The sequence below is a fragment of the Mycolicibacter terrae genome (assembly GCF_010727125.1).
Lineage (GTDB): Bacteria > Actinomycetota > Actinomycetes > Mycobacteriales > Mycobacteriaceae > Mycobacterium > Mycobacterium terrae.
Genome location: NZ_AP022564.1, coordinates 2,180,064 through 2,194,771 on the forward strand (window position 1 = coordinate 2,180,064; position 14,708 = coordinate 2,194,771).

At 68.3% G+C, this 14,708-nt stretch carries 15 protein-coding genes and 1 pseudogene; 9 read left to right on the top strand and 7 right to left on the bottom strand.

Annotation, left to right across the window (positions count from 1 at the left end):
• The first annotated feature begins 49 nt into the window (after positions 1-49).
• Positions 50-1,042: an esterase family protein gene (locus G6N23_RS10565; protein ID WP_085259413.1), complete on the top strand. Its 993-nt coding sequence runs from the start codon at positions 50-52 to the stop codon at positions 1,040-1,042.
• 123 nt (positions 1,043-1,165) lie between these two features.
• Positions 1,166-1,624, top strand: coding sequence for an SRPBCC family protein (locus G6N23_RS10570; protein WP_085259414.1), 459 nt, complete (start codon positions 1,166-1,168; stop codon positions 1,622-1,624).
• 3 nt (positions 1,625-1,627) lie between these two features.
• Here the strand turns inward: G6N23_RS10570 and G6N23_RS10575 are convergent, their stop codons facing one another.
• The 4 genes and pseudogenes from G6N23_RS10575 to bfr all read right to left on the bottom strand — a co-directional run bounded on the left by G6N23_RS10575 (position 1,628) and on the right by bfr (position 6,723).
• The gene (locus tag G6N23_RS10575) at positions 1,628-3,391 is read right to left on the bottom strand and encodes a CocE/NonD family hydrolase (RefSeq protein ID WP_085259497.1); all 1,764 of its coding nucleotides are present in this window, start codon (positions 3,389-3,391) and stop codon (positions 1,628-1,630) included.
• A gap of 191 nt (positions 3,392-3,582) precedes the next feature.
• Positions 3,583-4,077, bottom strand: coding sequence for a carboxymuconolactone decarboxylase family protein (locus tag G6N23_RS10580; protein ID WP_085259415.1), 495 nt, complete (start codon positions 4,075-4,077; stop codon positions 3,583-3,585).
• A 63-nt stretch (positions 4,078-4,140) separates the two neighbouring features.
• A pseudogene (locus G6N23_RS10585) lies at positions 4,141-6,185 on the bottom strand (MDR family MFS transporter).
• A gap of 55 nt (positions 6,186-6,240) precedes the next feature.
• Positions 6,241-6,723, bottom strand: a complete 483-nt coding sequence (bfr, locus tag G6N23_RS10590) for a bacterioferritin (protein ID WP_085259498.1) — start codon at positions 6,721-6,723, stop codon at positions 6,241-6,243.
• Between the two features lie 271 nt (positions 6,724-6,994).
• Between bfr and G6N23_RS10595 the strand changes: the two genes are divergently transcribed.
• Positions 6,995-7,651, top strand: a complete 657-nt coding sequence (locus G6N23_RS10595; protein ID WP_085259417.1) for a fatty-acid--CoA ligase — start codon at positions 6,995-6,997, stop codon at positions 7,649-7,651.
• Between the two features lie 10 nt (positions 7,652-7,661).
• Entirely contained in the window at positions 7,662-7,898 is a 237-nt protein-coding gene (locus G6N23_RS10600; protein ID WP_064853472.1) for a (2Fe-2S)-binding protein, read from the top strand.
• Here G6N23_RS10600 and G6N23_RS10605 read toward each other — a convergent pair whose 3' ends face one another.
• Positions 7,899-8,657, bottom strand: coding sequence for an enoyl-CoA hydratase/isomerase family protein (locus G6N23_RS10605; RefSeq protein WP_085259418.1), 759 nt, complete (start codon positions 8,655-8,657; stop codon positions 7,899-7,901). It lies immediately after the preceding gene.
• Positions 8,658-8,704: 47 nt separating this feature from the next.
• Positions 8,705-9,640: a hydrogen peroxide-inducible genes activator gene (locus G6N23_RS10610; protein WP_085259419.1), complete on the bottom strand. Its 936-nt coding sequence runs from the start codon at positions 9,638-9,640 to the stop codon at positions 8,705-8,707.
• Between the two features lie 129 nt (positions 9,641-9,769).
• On the opposite strand from G6N23_RS10610, the gene G6N23_RS10615 reads away from it, so the two are divergent.
• Both G6N23_RS10615 and G6N23_RS10620 read left to right on the top strand, forming a co-directional pair.
• Complete coding sequence (locus tag G6N23_RS10615; RefSeq protein ID WP_085259420.1) at positions 9,770-10,357, top strand: peroxiredoxin; 588 nt, start codon at positions 9,770-9,772, stop codon at positions 10,355-10,357.
• A gap of 50 nt (positions 10,358-10,407) precedes the next feature.
• Positions 10,408-10,947: an alkylhydroperoxidase, AhpD family gene (locus G6N23_RS10620; RefSeq protein WP_085259421.1), complete on the top strand. Its 540-nt coding sequence runs from the start codon at positions 10,408-10,410 to the stop codon at positions 10,945-10,947.
• Positions 10,948-10,966: 19 nt separating this feature from the next.
• Here G6N23_RS10620 and G6N23_RS10625 read toward each other — a convergent pair whose 3' ends face one another.
• Positions 10,967-11,440, bottom strand: a complete 474-nt coding sequence (locus G6N23_RS10625; RefSeq protein WP_085259422.1) for a DUF1810 domain-containing protein — start codon at positions 11,438-11,440, stop codon at positions 10,967-10,969.
• 46 nt (positions 11,441-11,486) lie between these two features.
• Here G6N23_RS10625 and G6N23_RS10630 point away from each other — a divergent pair, with 46 nt between their 5' ends.
• The 3 genes from G6N23_RS10630 to G6N23_RS10640 are packed head-to-tail and all read left to right on the top strand — an operon-like array spanning position 11,487 to position 14,702.
• Positions 11,487-12,722, top strand: coding sequence for an alpha-hydroxy acid oxidase (locus G6N23_RS10630; protein ID WP_085259423.1), 1,236 nt, complete (start codon positions 11,487-11,489; stop codon positions 12,720-12,722).
• A 49-nt stretch (positions 12,723-12,771) separates the two neighbouring features.
• The gene (locus G6N23_RS10635; protein WP_085259424.1) at positions 12,772-13,407 is read left to right on the top strand and encodes an HhH-GDP family DNA glycosylase; all 636 of its coding nucleotides are present in this window, start codon (positions 12,772-12,774) and stop codon (positions 13,405-13,407) included.
• Between the two features lie 35 nt (positions 13,408-13,442).
• Positions 13,443-14,702, top strand: coding sequence for an NAD(P)/FAD-dependent oxidoreductase (locus G6N23_RS10640; protein WP_275991192.1), 1,260 nt, complete (start codon positions 13,443-13,445; stop codon positions 14,700-14,702).
• Positions 14,703-14,708 lie beyond the last annotated feature (6 nt).

Below are 14,708 nucleotides of genomic sequence, written 5' to 3' on the forward strand. Positions count from 1 at the left end.
TCGAGAGCGTTCCGCAGCAGACGACAGCAGCAGACGACAAGGGGCAGGAATGACAGACGTGACCAAGGGGATGCGCTGGGTGCGCCGGCTGATGGTCGGCGCGGTGGCCGCAGCAGCGCTGCCCGGCCTGATCGGCCTGACGGGTGGCGAGGCGACCGCATCGGCGTTCTCGCGGCCGGGTCTGCCGGTCGAATACCTGCAGGTTCCTTCGGCAGGTATGGGTCGTGACATCAAGGTCCAGTTCCAGAGCGGCGGTCAGGGCTCCCCGGGCCTGTACCTGCTCGACGGGATGCGCGCCCAGGACGACTACAACGGCTGGGACATCAACACCCCGGCCTTCGAGTGGTACTACCAGTCCGGGCTCTCGGTGATCATGCCGGTCGGTGGCCAGTCCAGCTTCTACAGCGACTGGTACAAGCCGGCCTGCGGCAAGGCGGGCTGCTCCACCTACAAGTGGGAGACCTTCCTCACCAGTGAGCTGCCGTCCTACCTGGCCTCGGAGTACGGCGTCAGCCAGAGCCGCAACGCGGCGGTCGGCCTGTCGATGGCCGGTGCATCGGCGATGAACCTGGCGATCTACCACCCCAACCAGTTCACCTACGCGGGTTCATTGTCCGGCTACGTCAACCCGTCGGACGGCAAGAGCTGGATCGGCCTGGCCATGGGCGACGCCGGGGGCTACAAGAAGGAAGACATGTGGGGTCCCGACGACGACCCGGCCTGGGTGCGCAATGACCCGACGCTCAACGTCGACAAGCTGGTCGCCAACAACACCCGCCTGTGGGTCTACTGCGGCAACGGTCGCCCCAACGAGTTGGGCGGCGACAACCTGCCCGCGACGTTCCTCGAGGGCAATTTCATGATCGGCCAGAACAAGAAGTTCCAGGAGCTCTACACCGCGGCCGGTGGCAACAACGCTGTGTTCAACTTCCCGGACTACGGCACCCACAGCTGGGAGTACTGGGGTGCTCAGCTGCAGGCGATGAAGCCCGACCTGCAGAGCCACCTGGGCGCCAGCGCCGGCGGCGGCGCCGAGGGCTGAGCCGAAAGCCAGGCAGCTTCAACGCTGAGCCCCACCCGATTCGGGTGGGGCTCAGTGCTGTGTCCGGGGTGGCCCCGGGGTAATGGTGGCCCCACCGCGGCACACGTGCTTGGATTGGCGAGCATGCAGGGTTCCGCGACAGTTCATATGGCAGCCCCTCCCGAACGGGTCTGGGATCTGGTGGCTGATGTCCGCAACATCGGGCGGTTCTCCCCCGAGACCTTCGAGGCCGAGTGGCTCGACGGTGCCGACGGTCCCGCGGTGGGGGCGCGATTCCGCGGGCACGTCCGGCGCAACGGGATCGGACCGGTGTACTGGACGACGTGCCGGGTCACCGAGTGCGAGACGAACCGGGTGTTCGGCTTCGCGGTGCTCGCCGGTGATCGCGCGCTGAATACATGGCGCTACGAGCTGACGCCGACGGCGGACGGCACCGACGTCACCGAGTCCTTCAAGCTGGCCGACTCCTTCCTGACCAGCGTGTACTACTGGGTGTTCGGTGGTTTTCTGCGGCAGCGCAACAACATCCGCGACATGCGGCGCACGCTGGAGCGCATCCGCGACGTGGTCGAACAGCCGTAGCGGTCAGCCCAGAACGCCCGGGTCGGCCAGCGGAAGCAGCAGGAACGACGGTGTGGCCCCGCCCTGATGCACCTGGTAGGTACCGCCGGCCAGCGCGTGCCGGGCGGGCGCGGTGGGTACCAGGTGCGGAAAATCGTAGGTGGTCAGGGTAAGTCGCAGTCGGTGCCCGGGAACGATCATCGCCGCGGTCGGAAAGATCTCGATGTCGTAGCCGGTCGGCTGCCCGGGTTCGACCGGTCGCATCGCGGAGCGGGTGCTGAGGTGGTGCGGGCGCAACACGGTGCCGTCCGGCAGATACCAGGTGCGTTCCGGATCCAGTTCCCGGTGCGAACCGAGCAATGCCCCCTGCGTCAATGGGCGGCACCCGCCTTCCGGGGCGACGTCGTCGAGGTGGGCGACCCACAACGTCTCGGTGGTGTCAGCGGTCGCGTGGATGCGCAGCGCGATCGGTCCGGCGAGCAGCACCGGAGATTCGAATGCCTCGGTCGTGTAGGTCAGCGCACCCCGTTGCACGCGGCGGTTGTCCTGGTCGTGGCGGGTGCGGCCGCCGGCCGACGTGGTGACGAAGCTGCCCAGGCCCAACGACCACTGTTCCAGGCTGCGCCCCGACATCGGCCCGCGCGAGCGGTACCGCAGCGTGGCCGAGCTCTGCTCGGGCGGGGCATCGGCCTGCAGCCGGCCCCCCTGCGACAGGTAGAACCGGGTGGGTGTCGCGCCCGGAATCGGGTACTCGCGGGTGTGGTACCACCGGCGGTCACCGATCGGCTGAAAGCTGAACGGCGGCCCTGAGATCTCCGCCGCCGCATCGTCTTTCAACCAGTAATCGAACCAGCGCAGTTGCAGATCCTGCATCTTGAGGCCATCGAAGTCCGACACGTGATACCACGGACCCATCATCAGCCTGATCCGGTCTACCGGCGGCTGCCCCGGTTGCATGGGGCCGCTCGCGGGCCGTCCGCTGCAGGCATTCTGCAGCGCGGCGTAGTTCAGTGGCGCGCCACGCTGGAAGGCGTCGTGCCAGCCGCCCACCAGAAAGACCGCGACCTTGTTGGCGGCGATCGCGGGCAGCACCGGATCGGGCCGCATGCGGTCCCACAACGGGCCGTCGTAGGCGGCGTCGCCGCCGCTGCGTACCTCACCGATGAGCGGCCAGAAATAGTTGCGCTGGTCCCTGCCGCGTTGCCGCACCGCGGCGAGTCCGCCGGACCGGGGGCGCGGGTGCCCGCCGGGGGTGACGAACTCCAACGCCGGGTTGATGACGTTGAGCATCGCGTACACCGCCCCGTAGCCGCGCACCGCCACCAGGTGCGGCGCCCCACCCATCGCGGCGACGTCCCGGTAGAAGTCGTTGGCGGCCATCACCGGGAAGATCGCCTTCAGCGGGGAGTCCGGGCCGACGGCGGCCGCGGTGAACAGCTGGTTGATCGCCAGGTAGGAGATACCGAACATGCCGACCCGGCCGTTGGCGTTCGGCAGCGTCGACGCCCAGGTGACCAGCTCGGCCCCGTCCCGGGCCTGGTCGGGTCCGAACATCTCGAACGAGCCACCGGATGCCCCGGTACCGCGGACGTCGACCATCGCCTCGATGTAGCCCCGCCGGATCAGGCGGGGGGTCGGACCGCCGCCGATCTGCGCGGCCGGCGGCGGGGCCAGCTTGCCGTAGGGGGTCAGCGACAACAGCACCGGAAACGGCCCGGCGGCGGGCAGCCCGGTCTCCAGCACGGTCGGGTAATGCACGTCGGCACGCAGCACCACGCCGTCGCTCATCTCCACGGCCACGTTGCGCCGCACCCCGACCCCGTACTGTGCCGGCGGCGGGGTCCACTCCGGACTCAACGGCGACGAACCGGCCGTACGAATTTTGGTCCCGCGCAACCGATTCGCCGCGACACCCGCGGCCCCCACCGCAGCGACAGCGGCCAACGCCCAGCCGGCCCGGCGTGCCCGTCGCGTCGGCGTCAAGCGCGGCTGGGCAGGGTGAAGCTGCAGGCCTGCCCGATGTCCAAGGTGCGCAGCAGCCGACCCATGCCCAACCAGAGCGCACACGACAGCGCGAGGTCGGCGAGCAGCTCGTCGCTGAAGTGCTCGGAGCACCGCGACCAGAAGTCCTCGTCGTCGCGCAGGCCGGTGTGGTCGGTGGCGAACCGGTGGGCGAACTCGGCGGCCAGCCGCTCCTGGTCGCTGTAGCCGGGCCAGGTGCGCCATTCCGACGCGTGGTCGTAGAGCTCCTCGCTCACCCCGGCCGCCGGACCGTCGGCGTCGCGGGTGTTGACGCATACCGCGCACTCGTTGTCGAAGGCGATCACCATCCGGGCCAGCTCTCGGACGCGCATCGGCAGCCGGCCGCTGGTGTAGACCGCGGTGCTGAATCCACCTATCCCGGCGGCCAGTTCGGGCGACTTGGCCATCCAGCCCATCACGTCATCTGCGGGGAACGTCCCGATTCGGCTCATACCCAGGGATACTAGCGTCGATCGCCCGTGCGGCGGAGCCGGACGAAGCGGGTGCTCGACATCTCAGCCGCGGGTGGTGCCGGCGAACTCCGCCGACTCCCCCGCATCGTCGGGATCGACCAGGGCCCGGTGCGCGATCCGCTGCAGCGCGGCTTCGACCTCAGCGCGGTCGGGGCGACCCTCGAACCCGGGCGAGCGAGCAAGCTTGTCGCTCACCCAGTCCTGCACCAGTGCGGTCACGAACTTCACCTGGCGCAGTCCGGCCCGGGTCAGGCCCAGGTGGTCGCCGTCGCGCAGCACGTAGCCCTGGGCGACCAGGCGATCGACGGTGGGTTCGAGGATCTCGTAGGGGACGCGCAGGGTCTTGCCGATGTCGCTGAGCCGCGCGGTCCGAAACACCTGGGTGTATCGATAGATCCGCAGCACCGTCCACAGCCCGGCGACATCGAGTTCGCAGTCCGCGCGCATCGCGATGCTGCGCAGTCGCACCCCGGGTTCGTTCCGCAGCAGGCGCCCGATCGCGGTCTCCAGCAGTTCGTCCGACGAAGCGGTGCTGGGCATGCCGAAACCGTCGCCGATGTCGGCCGCGTTGTCATGCAGGTCCTTGAGCGGAACCTCGCGCAGGAACAGCGCCAGCACGAACCCGAGCAGCGCGACCGGCGCGGCCCACAGGAACACCTGGCCGAGGGAGTCGGCGTAGGCCTGCACGATTGGTGCCGCCTGCTCCGGTGAGAGCCGGTGCAGCGCCTCGGGCGAGGCGGCCGCGTCGGCGGCCAGCCCGGCGGTGTGGAGGGCGGAACCGAGGCGGTGGTCTAAGAAGTTGACGAACAGCGATCCGAAGACGGCGGCGCCGAACGAGCTGCCGATGGTCCGGAAGAAGGTGACCCCGGAGGTGGCCACCCCGAGGTCGGCGAAGCTCGAGGTGTTCTGCACGACGAGGACCAGGACCTGCATCGACAGCCCTATGCCGGCGCCCAGCAGGATCAGGTAGGCCGACTGCAGCAGCGCCGGCGTGGTGGCGTCCATCTGCGACATCAGCACGAATGCGATCGTCATGAGTGCCGTACCGGTCACCGGAAAGATCTTGTACCGGCCCGTCCGTCCGACCAGGGTGCCGCTGCCTGTGGAAGTCACCAACATCCCCACCACCATCGGTAGCGTGCGCAGTCCGGAGGTGATCGCCGAGACCCCGTCGACGTACTGCATGAAGGTGGGCAGGAAGGTGAGTGCGCCCAGCATCGCGAAGCCGACCACGAACGCCAGCACGCAGCACACCGCGAACACCGGGTCGGCGAAGAGCCGGGTCGGCAGGATCGGAGCCGCGGCCCGGCTTTCCACCCGGGCGAACAGCGCCAGCGCCACCACCGACCCGAGGAACAGCGCGATGATCGTCGGCGACCCCCAGGTGTAGCGGGTGCCGCCCCAGCTGGTGGCCAGCGTCAACCCGGTGGCGCCCAGACCGATCAGCACGATCCCGGTGTAGTCGATGACGGGTTTGACCCGGCCCGCCAGCGCCGGAATCGCCGCCCCGGCCACTACCAACACGACCACCGAGATCGGCACGTTGATCCAGAACGCCCACCGCCAGGTCAGGTAGTCGGTGAAATACCCGCCCAGCAGCGGACCGATCACGGTGGTGACACCGAAAACCGCACCCAGCATGCCCTGGTAGCGGCCCCGGTCGCGCAGCGGAATGACTTCGCCGATCAGCGCGGCGGCGGTGACCGTGACCGCACCCCGCCGATGCCCTGCAGCGCCCGCGCACCGACCAGCATCCCCATCGACGCGGACAGTCCGCACAGCACCGACCCGGCGACGAAGCACACCACCGCGGCCTGAAACACCCGTTTGCGGCCGAACAGATCGCCCAGCTTGCCGGCCAGGATCGTCGCGATGGTCGAGGTCAGCAGGTAGCTGGTGACCACCCAGGACTGATGGCCGGCGTTGCCCAGATCCGACACGATGGTCGGCAGCGCCGTGGCGACGATGGTCTGGTCGAGCGCGGCCATCAGCAGGCCGAACACGACCGCCAGAAAGATCAGATTGCGGCGCTGCGGGCTGACCGGCGCGGGCCGTGCGTCCTCGGCGACCGGCGTCGATTCGGTCATGCGCGCCTTCCCGTCGGCGGTGGACGCTAACGGGTACCCGCGTCGACGCGGACGATCACGTGGTGGGCGGGCGAGCGACGCACTGGGCCAGGTAGAGCGCCTCGCCGAGCTTGTCCATCAACTCCAGTTGGGTCTGCAGGTAGTCGATATGGGATTCCTCGTCAACGAGGATGGTCTCCAAGATCTTGGCGGTGGTGCTGTCCTGCTTGTCGCGGCACATGACGATGCCCGGCCGCAGCCGGTTGAGCACCTCCATCTCGATGGCGAGGTCGCTCTCGAACTGTTCACGCAGGGTCTGGCCGATCCGCAGCGACCCGATCCGCTGATAGTTCGGCAGGCCGTTGAGCAGCAGGATGCGATCGGTGATCGTCTCCGCATGGCGCATCTCTTCGATGGACTCGTCACGGGTGTGGGCGGCCACCTCGGTCAGGCCCCAGTCGGCTTGCATCTTGGCGTGCAGGAAGTACTGGTTGATCGCGGTGAGTTCACTGGTCAGCTGCTCATTGAGCAGTTTGAGAACCTCTGGGTCGCCTTGCATGATCACTCCTCTGGTGTGAAGAACCGCGCATACCCCCAGCGCCGAATGGGGCTTGATCATCGCCGTAACGCGCCGAATTCAATCTAATGCAGGTCACCGGTCGCAGTGCGGTGTTTACCCGTGTCTCGGCGCGTCGAACCCACGCATCGGCCTCGTGCCCGGCGAAATCGGATCGCCATGCGGGTCTGCGCGATGCGCGGAACTTAGGTTAGACTCTACTAACATGAGACTTGCTTCGCCTAGCCGCCGTGCCGGCATTTCGGGCGGTTGCATGTCGCACCGCGACAATCCGCATTCGCTGGTGCTGGCGCTGGACTACCGCGTCGGCGACATCGACCGGACCTGGTCACTGATCCGCGACGATCACACGCCGCTTCTCGGGCTCGGAGCCCGCCATGCGGTGCTCTACACCTCGGTGTCCGAGCCGGATCGGGTGCTGGTGACGATCGGCTTGCGCCACCGACTGTCGGTCACGGAGTTGTTGCGCTCCCCCGCCGTCTTCGAATGGTTCGACCGCTCCGGGGTCAACGATCTGCCGGCGATCTTCGCCGGCGAGGTCAGGGAGAAGATCAACCTCACCCAGTCCGGCGCCGAACAACCCGGTTCACGGGGCCCGGAGGTGATCGTGGGGGTGGTGTCCACCGTCGCCGATCCCGCGGACCTGATGGCCAAGGTGCATCGCGGGCTGGATCGGTTCGCCGACGCGGGCGTGCGCAAAGTCTGGGTATATCAGGCCGTCGACGACGGAAATGAGGTGATGACGCTGTTGGAGATCGACAACGCGGCGAGCGCGCAGCGCTGGATCGACCACCCCGACACCGCTGCGGAGTGGATGACCGCGGTGGGCGCCGGTGGTTACCCCGGACCGTTCGTCGGAAAGTTCGCTGCTGCAATCGATCTCATGGCTCCTGTGGGCGACGGTCGGTAGGGGTAGAGCCATGTATGTGTGCCTTTGTGTCGGAGCCACCAATCAGATGGTTTCCGACGCCGTCGCCGCCGGCGCCTCGACATCCAAAGAGGTTGCCGCGATGTGCGGGGCGGGCGGGGACTGCGGCCGGTGCCGCTGCACGGTCCGCGGCATCATCGAAGCCACCCTGGCCGCGGCGCCGTCCGGTTCGGCCAACGGCTCGCTGCGGCATCTTGCCCTGGAGATCACGCCGGTCGGGTCACGCTGATCAGCGCTTCCGCCGCCTGGTGAACTCGGCCAGGGCATCGGCGTTGGCCTGCGCACCCATCAGCTCGGCGAACAGCGCGTTCTCGCGCGCCGTGGCCGCGGCGACCTCCTCGCGCACCGGCGCGACCATGGTGGCCTTGACCGCCATCAGGCTTGAAATGGGCCGGGAGGCAAGCACTTCGGCATGACGGTGGGCCTCGTCGAGCAGCGCCTGTGGTTCGCACACCTTCCAGACCAGACCCATTCGCAGTGCCTCCTCGGCGTCGACCCATTCCGAGGACATCAGCAGCCAGGCCGCATTCTGCCGTCCGATCAACTGCGGAAGCAGATAGGAGGACCCGGCTTCCGGGGCCACCCCCAGGCTGGTGAACGGGCATTTCAGCCGTGCGGTCGCGGACATGAAGACCAGGTCGGCATATCCGAGGATCGTGGCGCCGATGCCCAGGCCGATCCCGTTGACCGCGCAGATCAGCGGCTTGGGGAAGCGCGCCAGGGCGTCGACCAGTCCGGTGAAGCCGTACTTGCCTTCCTTGAACTGCGGATCGGTGATCCGGGCCTGCATCTCGTTGAGATCGGTACCGGCACTGAAGGCGCGCCCGGCGCCGGTCAGCAGCACGACGGCCACGTCCGGATCCTCGGCGGCAGCCAGCAGTGCCTCGGCGGTGGCGTCGTAGAGCGCCTCGTCGAACGCGTTGAGCGCGTCGGGGCGATTCAACGTACAGGTCCGAACCCGGTTCTCATCGTCGATCTTCAGGATCACCCGTGCAGCCTAGACCGGGCTCCATCGGGTCGCCGGCGGACCGACACTTACCGGACCCGATCGATCTGGTGTCGCGCGGCGATCACGTCGCCGATGATGTCCGCCAACCGCCGGTAGGACTCCTCACGCCCGCTGGAGGTGCGAAACACCAGCCCGATCCGCCGGCCCGGGCGGGGCGCGGCGAAGTAGGCCAGCGCCAGTCCGCTGCGCTCGGCCTCCACCTCCACCGCCGTCTGCGGAATCAACGTCACGCCCAGACCGCCGGTCACGCACTGCACCGCCGTCGCCAGCGATGCCGCCCGGGTGTTCGCCAACTGCGCCCGCACCCCCGCATTGCGGCAGATGTCCAGTGCCTGGTCCCGCAGGCAGTGACCCTCGTCGAGCAGCAGCAGCGGCAGGTCCGCCAGGGCGGCCGGCGGTACCCGCCGCTTGCCGGCCAGCGCATGCCCGGGCGGGAGCGCCAACACGAAATCCTCGTCATAGATGGGAATTTCAGTCATTCCGCCGGCGTCGGTCGGCAACGCTAGCAGCGCCGCATCCACCGCCCCCTCCCGCAGCCCGGTGAGCAACCGTTCGGTCTGGTCCTCGATCACCCGCAGGTTCAGTTCCGGTAGGCGTTCGGATACCCCGGCCAGCACCGCGGGCAGCACGTAGGGCGCCACGGTCGGGATCAGACCGAGCCGCATGGTGCCCTGCAGCGGGTCGGCGACCCCGGCGGCCGCGGCCGAGAACTGCGCCGCCGCGTCGAGCACGGCGTGCGCGTAGGCCAGCAGCTGCTGTCCCTCCGGGGTCAGGAAGACCCGCCGGGTGGACCGTTCGATCAGCTGGACGCCCAGGCCGGCCTCCAGCGACGACAAGGCCTGCGACAACGTCGACTGGCTCAAGCCCAGGCCGGCTGCCGCGAGGCTGAAATGGTGCTTCTCGGCAACGGCGGCGAACGCCCGCAGGCCCGCCAGCGTCGGCTGATAGCTTATATCGGTCATACCGATAATTATAGTGCCAAGTATCACCTTTCATTTTCAATAGAGATAGGGCAACATGGAGTGTGCGGGCGCCGGACTGACCCGAGCGCCCGGAAAACTCACACAACGACTCACACAACGAGGAGTGTCATGGCACTGCTGACCATCGGCGACCAGTTCCCGTCCTACCGGCTCAAGGCGGTTATCCCCGGCGACCTGTCCAAGGTCGATGCCAAGCAGCCGGAGGACTACTTCACCACCGTCACCAGCGACGACCACCCCGGCAAGTGGCGGGTGGTGTTCTTCTGGCCCAAGGACTTCACCTTCGTCTGCCCCACCGAGATCGCTGCCTTCGGCAAGCTGAACGACGAGTTCGCCGACCGCGACACCCAGGTGCTCGGCGCGTCGATCGACAACGAGTTCGTGCACTTCCAGTGGCGCGCGCAGCACGAGGACCTCAAGACGCTGCCGTTCCCGATGCTGTCCGACCTCAAGCGCGAGCTGATCGAGGCGACCGGTGCGCTCAACGCGGACGGAGTGGCCGACCGGGCCACCTTCATCGTCGACCCCAACAACGAGATCCAGTTCGTCTCGGTGACGGCGGGGTCGGTGGGCCGCAACGTCGACGAGGTGCTGCGCGTCCTCGACGCTCTGCAGTCCGACGAGCTGTGCGCCTGCAACTGGAAGAAGGGCGACCCGACGATCGACGCCGGCGAGCTGCTCAAAGAATCGGTCTGATCGGGACCGAAAAGATGCAGCGCGTCGGCGATGAGAAGGAGTAGCGCCACATGAGCATCGAGAATCTCAAGAACGCGGTCCCGGAGTTCGCCAAGGACCTCAAGCTCAACCTGGGTTCGATCGCTCGCACCACCGCTCTCAACGAAGAGCAGCTCTGGGGCAGCCTGTTGGCCAGCGCCGCGGCGACACGTAACGCCACGGTACTGGCCGAGATCAGTGCCGAAGCAGCCGACAACCTGTCGGCCGAGGCCTACCAGGCCGCCCTGGGTGCGGCGTCGATCATGGGCATGAACAACGTGTTCTACCGTGGCCGGCACTTCTTGGACGGCGCCTACGACGACCTGCGGCCCGGGTTGCGGATGAACATCATCGGCAACCCGGGGGTCGACAAGGCCAACTTCGAGCTGTGGAGCTTCGCGGTCTCGGCGATCAACGGCTGCCAGGCCTGCGTGGCCTCCCACGAGCAGGTCGTCCGTGAGGCGGGCGTCGGCCGCGAGGCGTTGCTGGAGGCCCTCAAGGTCGCCTCGATCGTGGCCGGGGTGGCCCAGGCGATCTTCGCCGGACAGGCCCTGGCAGAGGGCTCCGCCTAAGGACCGGTGCTGGCGCGGCTCAGTCGAATTCGGCTGGCCGCGCCAGCCGGTCCAAGGTCGCCGGATCCTCCTGTCCGCCGTAGTAGCGGTCCAGCACTGCACGAAAATCACTGCAGCAGCCAGGATCCCGGTGGCCGCCACCGGCGCAGGCCCGGGCGAACAACGTCATCGAGGACCGCAGCTTGAGGTCGTCGGGCCGGCCCAGAATCTCCTGGATGGGCCGGCCGCGCACTGCATTGATCAACTGCGCGCACTCATGCAGCCGCGCACCGAGCAGCTCGTGGGACAGATAGGCGCGCGCCTCTGCCGATGAGACGATGCCGTAGCGCTGGGCCATCGCGCTGCTGCCGAGGCCGGCAAGCTGCGGGAAGATGAACCACATCCAGTGGCTGCGCTTGCGCCCGTCGCGCAGCTCGGCGACCACGGTGTCGTAGACGTTTTCCTGCGCCTCGACGAAACGCTGCAGCCCGAGCGGCTTCCAGTGGCCGGCCATGGCAACAACCGTGGCACAGTTCGAGGCGACAGTGAAGGAGTCAGCGATGTCGGTGACACAGCGACGGTTCCCCCGAGTCCGCGACTTCGCCCCGCTGATCCGATTCCGCCGGCCGCGGCTGAACCGCACCGCGCAGCGTCTCGATGCTGCGTTGACCGTCGAGGATCTACGCCGCATCGCCAAACGGCGCACCCCCAAGGCCGCCTTCGACTACACCGACGGCGCCGCCGAGGAGGAGATCTCGCTCGACCGGGCCCGTCAGTCCTTCCGCGACATCGAGTTTCACCCGGCGATCCTGCGGGACGTCACCGATGTCGACACCAGCCGCGAGGTGCTCGGGGCACCGGTGGCGTTGCCGTTCGCGATCGCGCCCACCGGTTTCACCCGACTCATGCACACCGCCGGAGAGCGGGCCGGAGCCCGGGCCGCCGAGGCCGCCGGCATCCCGTTCTCACTGTCGACGCTGGGCACCGCCTCGATCGAAGAGGTCGCGGCGGCCGCTCCCGCTGTGCGCCGCTGGTTCCAGCTCTACATCTGGCGAGACCGCGACCGCTCGATGGCACTGTTGGACCGCGCCGCCGAGGCCGGCTACGACACCCTGCTGGTGTCCGTGGACTGTCCGGTACCCGGAGCGCGGCGTCGCGACTCCCGCAACGGCCTGACCATCCCGCCGGCGCTGACGCTGCGCGCGGTCGCCGACGCCGCCGTCCACCCGGCCTGGTGGTTCGATCTGTTCACCACCGAGCCGCTGACCTTCGCCTCGCTGGATCGGTGGTCGGGCACCGTCGCGGATTACATGGACACCATGTTCGACCCGAGCATGACCTTCGACGACCTGGCCTGGGTCCGCTCCCAGTGGCCGGGCCGGTTCGTCGTCAAGGGCGTTCAAACCCTCGCCGACGCCCGCGCCGTCGTCGACCTCGGTGTCGACGGCATCGTGTTGTCCAATCACGGCGGCCGGCAGCTCGACCGCGCGCCGGTGCCGTTCACACTGCTGCCCGAGGTGTCACGCGAGGTCGGGGCCGACACCGAGATCCTGCTCGACACCGGGATCATGTCCGGCGCCGACATCGTTGCGGCGGTCGCGTTGGGGGCCCGGTGCACATTGATCGGCCGGGCCTACCTGTACGGGCTGATGGCCGGCGGCCAGGCCGGGGTGCATCGCGTCATCGACATCCTGGCCGAGCAGATCCGCCGGACCATGCGCCTGCTGGGGGTCACCGAGCTCGCGGAACTGTCACCGCAGCATGTCACCCAGCTGCAACGTTCGGTGCGCCGGTAGCACCGCGTAGGCCGGTTTACCGTGCGCCAGGCCCGGGTAGACCCCCGCGGTGCACACTCACCAGGAACTGGTGCGCCGGCTGCTCCGGCGGGCGGGAAAGACGTACGCGCAGGAGGCCGGCATCCGGTTGCGCAATCAGCCGATGCCGCTGTTTCAGCTGCTGACCCTGTGCATGCTCGCCAGCAAGCCGATCGACGCCGCTATCGCGGCACGGGCGGCGCGTGAGCTGTTCCGAAGCGGCCTGCGCACCCCGCACAAGGTCCTCGAGGCCGATCGCCGCACCATGATCGAGGCGATGGGCCGTGCCCATTACCGCCGCTACGACGAGAGCTCGGCCACGCGGCTGGTCGAGCTCGCCGAAGCCGTGCAGCAGGACTATCGCGGTGACCTGCGCCTGCTGGCCGAGCGCAGCGGTCGCAATGTGGAGGCAGCCGTCAAGCTGCTCAAGGGTTTCAAGGGAATCGGTGACACCGGAGCCAGTATCTTTCTTCGGGAGGTCCAGGACGTCTGGCCCTGGGCCCGGTCCACTTTTGACGACCTCGCGCTGGCTGCAGCACGCGATCTCGGGTTACCCGGTGACGCAAGCGAACTCGGGGCGCTGTCACGCGGACGGAATGCCGAGCTCGCCGCAGCCCTGGTGCGCTACTCCATCGACTCCGACGTCCGCGAGCGACTGGCCGATTGACCGAACATCGGCCGGAATCGCCGGTAGGGTGACTGATGACGTCGCCCAGAGCGGAGGATCTCGTGCCGGCATCAGCCCCATTCGTCATCGTCGGCGCCGGCCTGGCCGGCGGCAAAGCCGCGGAAGCATTGCGCGACAAGAACTTCGACGGACCTATCGTGCTTCTCGGCGAAGAGCAGCACCTTCCCTACGAGCGCCCGCCGCTGTCCAAGGAGTTCCTGGCCGGCAAGAAGGCTCTCGGCGACTTCACCGTGCACCCTCCGGACTGGTACCGCGAGCGCGATGTCGACCTGCGGGTCGGCGCCCGTGTGGTGGGTGTGGACCCGACCGGTCACACGGTCGGGCTGGCCGACGGCACCAGCCTGGACTACGCGAAGCTGCTGCTGGCGACGGGTTCGCGCTCCCGGCGGGTGCCGATCCCGGGCGCCGACGCCGACGGCGTGCACTATCTGCGCACGGTCGATGATGCGTCGGCACTGGATTCCGCCCTGGCGGCGGGTACCTCCCTGGCGGTGGTGGGCGCCGGCTGGATCGGCATGGAGGTGGCCGCCGGTGCACGTCAGCGCGGCGTCGACGTGACCGTGGTCGAGACCGCCGCGTTGCCGCTGCTGGCCAGCCTGGGCGCCGAGAACGGTGCCGTCTTCGCCGCCCTGCACCGTGAGCACGGCGTCGATCTGCGCCTGGGGTCGGCCGTCGCGGAGATCACCACGGCCGGCGGTGCGGCCACCGGGCTGCGGCTGGGCGACGGCTCGCAGATCAGCGCCGGCGCGGTTCTGGTCGCCGTCGGCGCCCAGCCCAACATCGAACTGGCCCAGCAGGCCGGTCTTGCCATCGGTGACGGCGGTGTCCTGGTGGACGCGGGGCTGCGCAGCAGCGACCCCGACATCTACGCGGTCGGTGACATCGCGGCCGCACAACATCCGTTGCTGGGCACCCGGATCCGCACCGAACACTGGGCGAACGCACTTAAGCAGCCGGCGGTCGCCGCGGCCGGCATGCTCGGCGAGGAGGACGAATACACCGAACTGCCTTACTTTTTCACCGACCAGTACGACCTCGGAATGGAATACGTCGGACATGCGCCCGATTACGCCCGCGTGGTGTTCCGTGGCGACACCGGCGGCCGTGAGTTCACCAGCTTCTGGCTCGGCAAGGACAACCGGGTGCTGGCCGGGATGAACGTCAACATCTGGGAAGGCCTCGACGACATCAAGGCCCTGATCAGGGCACAGGCAGCTGTGGACCCCGACCGGCTGGCCGACCCGACGGTTCCGCTGGGCGAACTGGCCAGCTGAGCGCCT

What these genes read in the sequence shown, in the direction of transcription:
- G6N23_RS10565 (WP_085259413.1), top strand. Translation starts at nt 50, where the DNA reads ATGACAGACGTGACCAAGGGGATGCGCTGGGTGCGCCGGCTGATGGTC.
- G6N23_RS10570 (WP_085259414.1), top strand. Translation starts at nt 1,166, where the DNA reads ATGCAGGGTTCCGCGACAGTTCATATGGCAGCCCCTCCCGAACGGGTC.
- G6N23_RS10575 (WP_085259497.1), bottom strand. Translation starts at nt 3,391, where the DNA reads ATGAGCGACGGCGTGGTGCTGCGTGCCGACGTGCATTACCCGACCGTG.
- G6N23_RS10580 (WP_085259415.1), bottom strand. Translation starts at nt 4,077, where the DNA reads ATGAGCCGAATCGGGACGTTCCCCGCAGATGACGTGATGGGCTGGATG.
- bfr (WP_085259498.1), bottom strand. Translation starts at nt 6,723, where the DNA reads ATGCAAGGCGACCCAGAGGTTCTCAAACTGCTCAATGAGCAGCTGACC.
- G6N23_RS10595 (WP_085259417.1), top strand. Translation starts at nt 6,995, where the DNA reads ATGTCGCACCGCGACAATCCGCATTCGCTGGTGCTGGCGCTGGACTAC.
- G6N23_RS10600 (WP_064853472.1), top strand. Translation starts at nt 7,662, where the DNA reads ATGTATGTGTGCCTTTGTGTCGGAGCCACCAATCAGATGGTTTCCGAC.
- G6N23_RS10610 (WP_085259419.1), bottom strand. Translation starts at nt 9,640, where the DNA reads ATGACCGATATAAGCTATCAGCCGACGCTGGCGGGCCTGCGGGCGTTC.
- G6N23_RS10615 (WP_085259420.1), top strand. Translation starts at nt 9,770, where the DNA reads ATGGCACTGCTGACCATCGGCGACCAGTTCCCGTCCTACCGGCTCAAG.
- G6N23_RS10620 (WP_085259421.1), top strand. Translation starts at nt 10,408, where the DNA reads ATGAGCATCGAGAATCTCAAGAACGCGGTCCCGGAGTTCGCCAAGGAC.
- G6N23_RS10625 (WP_085259422.1), bottom strand. Translation starts at nt 11,440, where the DNA reads ATGGCCGGCCACTGGAAGCCGCTCGGGCTGCAGCGTTTCGTCGAGGCG.
- G6N23_RS10630 (WP_085259423.1), top strand. Translation starts at nt 11,487, where the DNA reads ATGTCGGTGACACAGCGACGGTTCCCCCGAGTCCGCGACTTCGCCCCG.
- G6N23_RS10640 (WP_275991192.1), top strand. Translation starts at nt 13,443, where the DNA reads ATGACGTCGCCCAGAGCGGAGGATCTCGTGCCGGCATCAGCCCCATTC.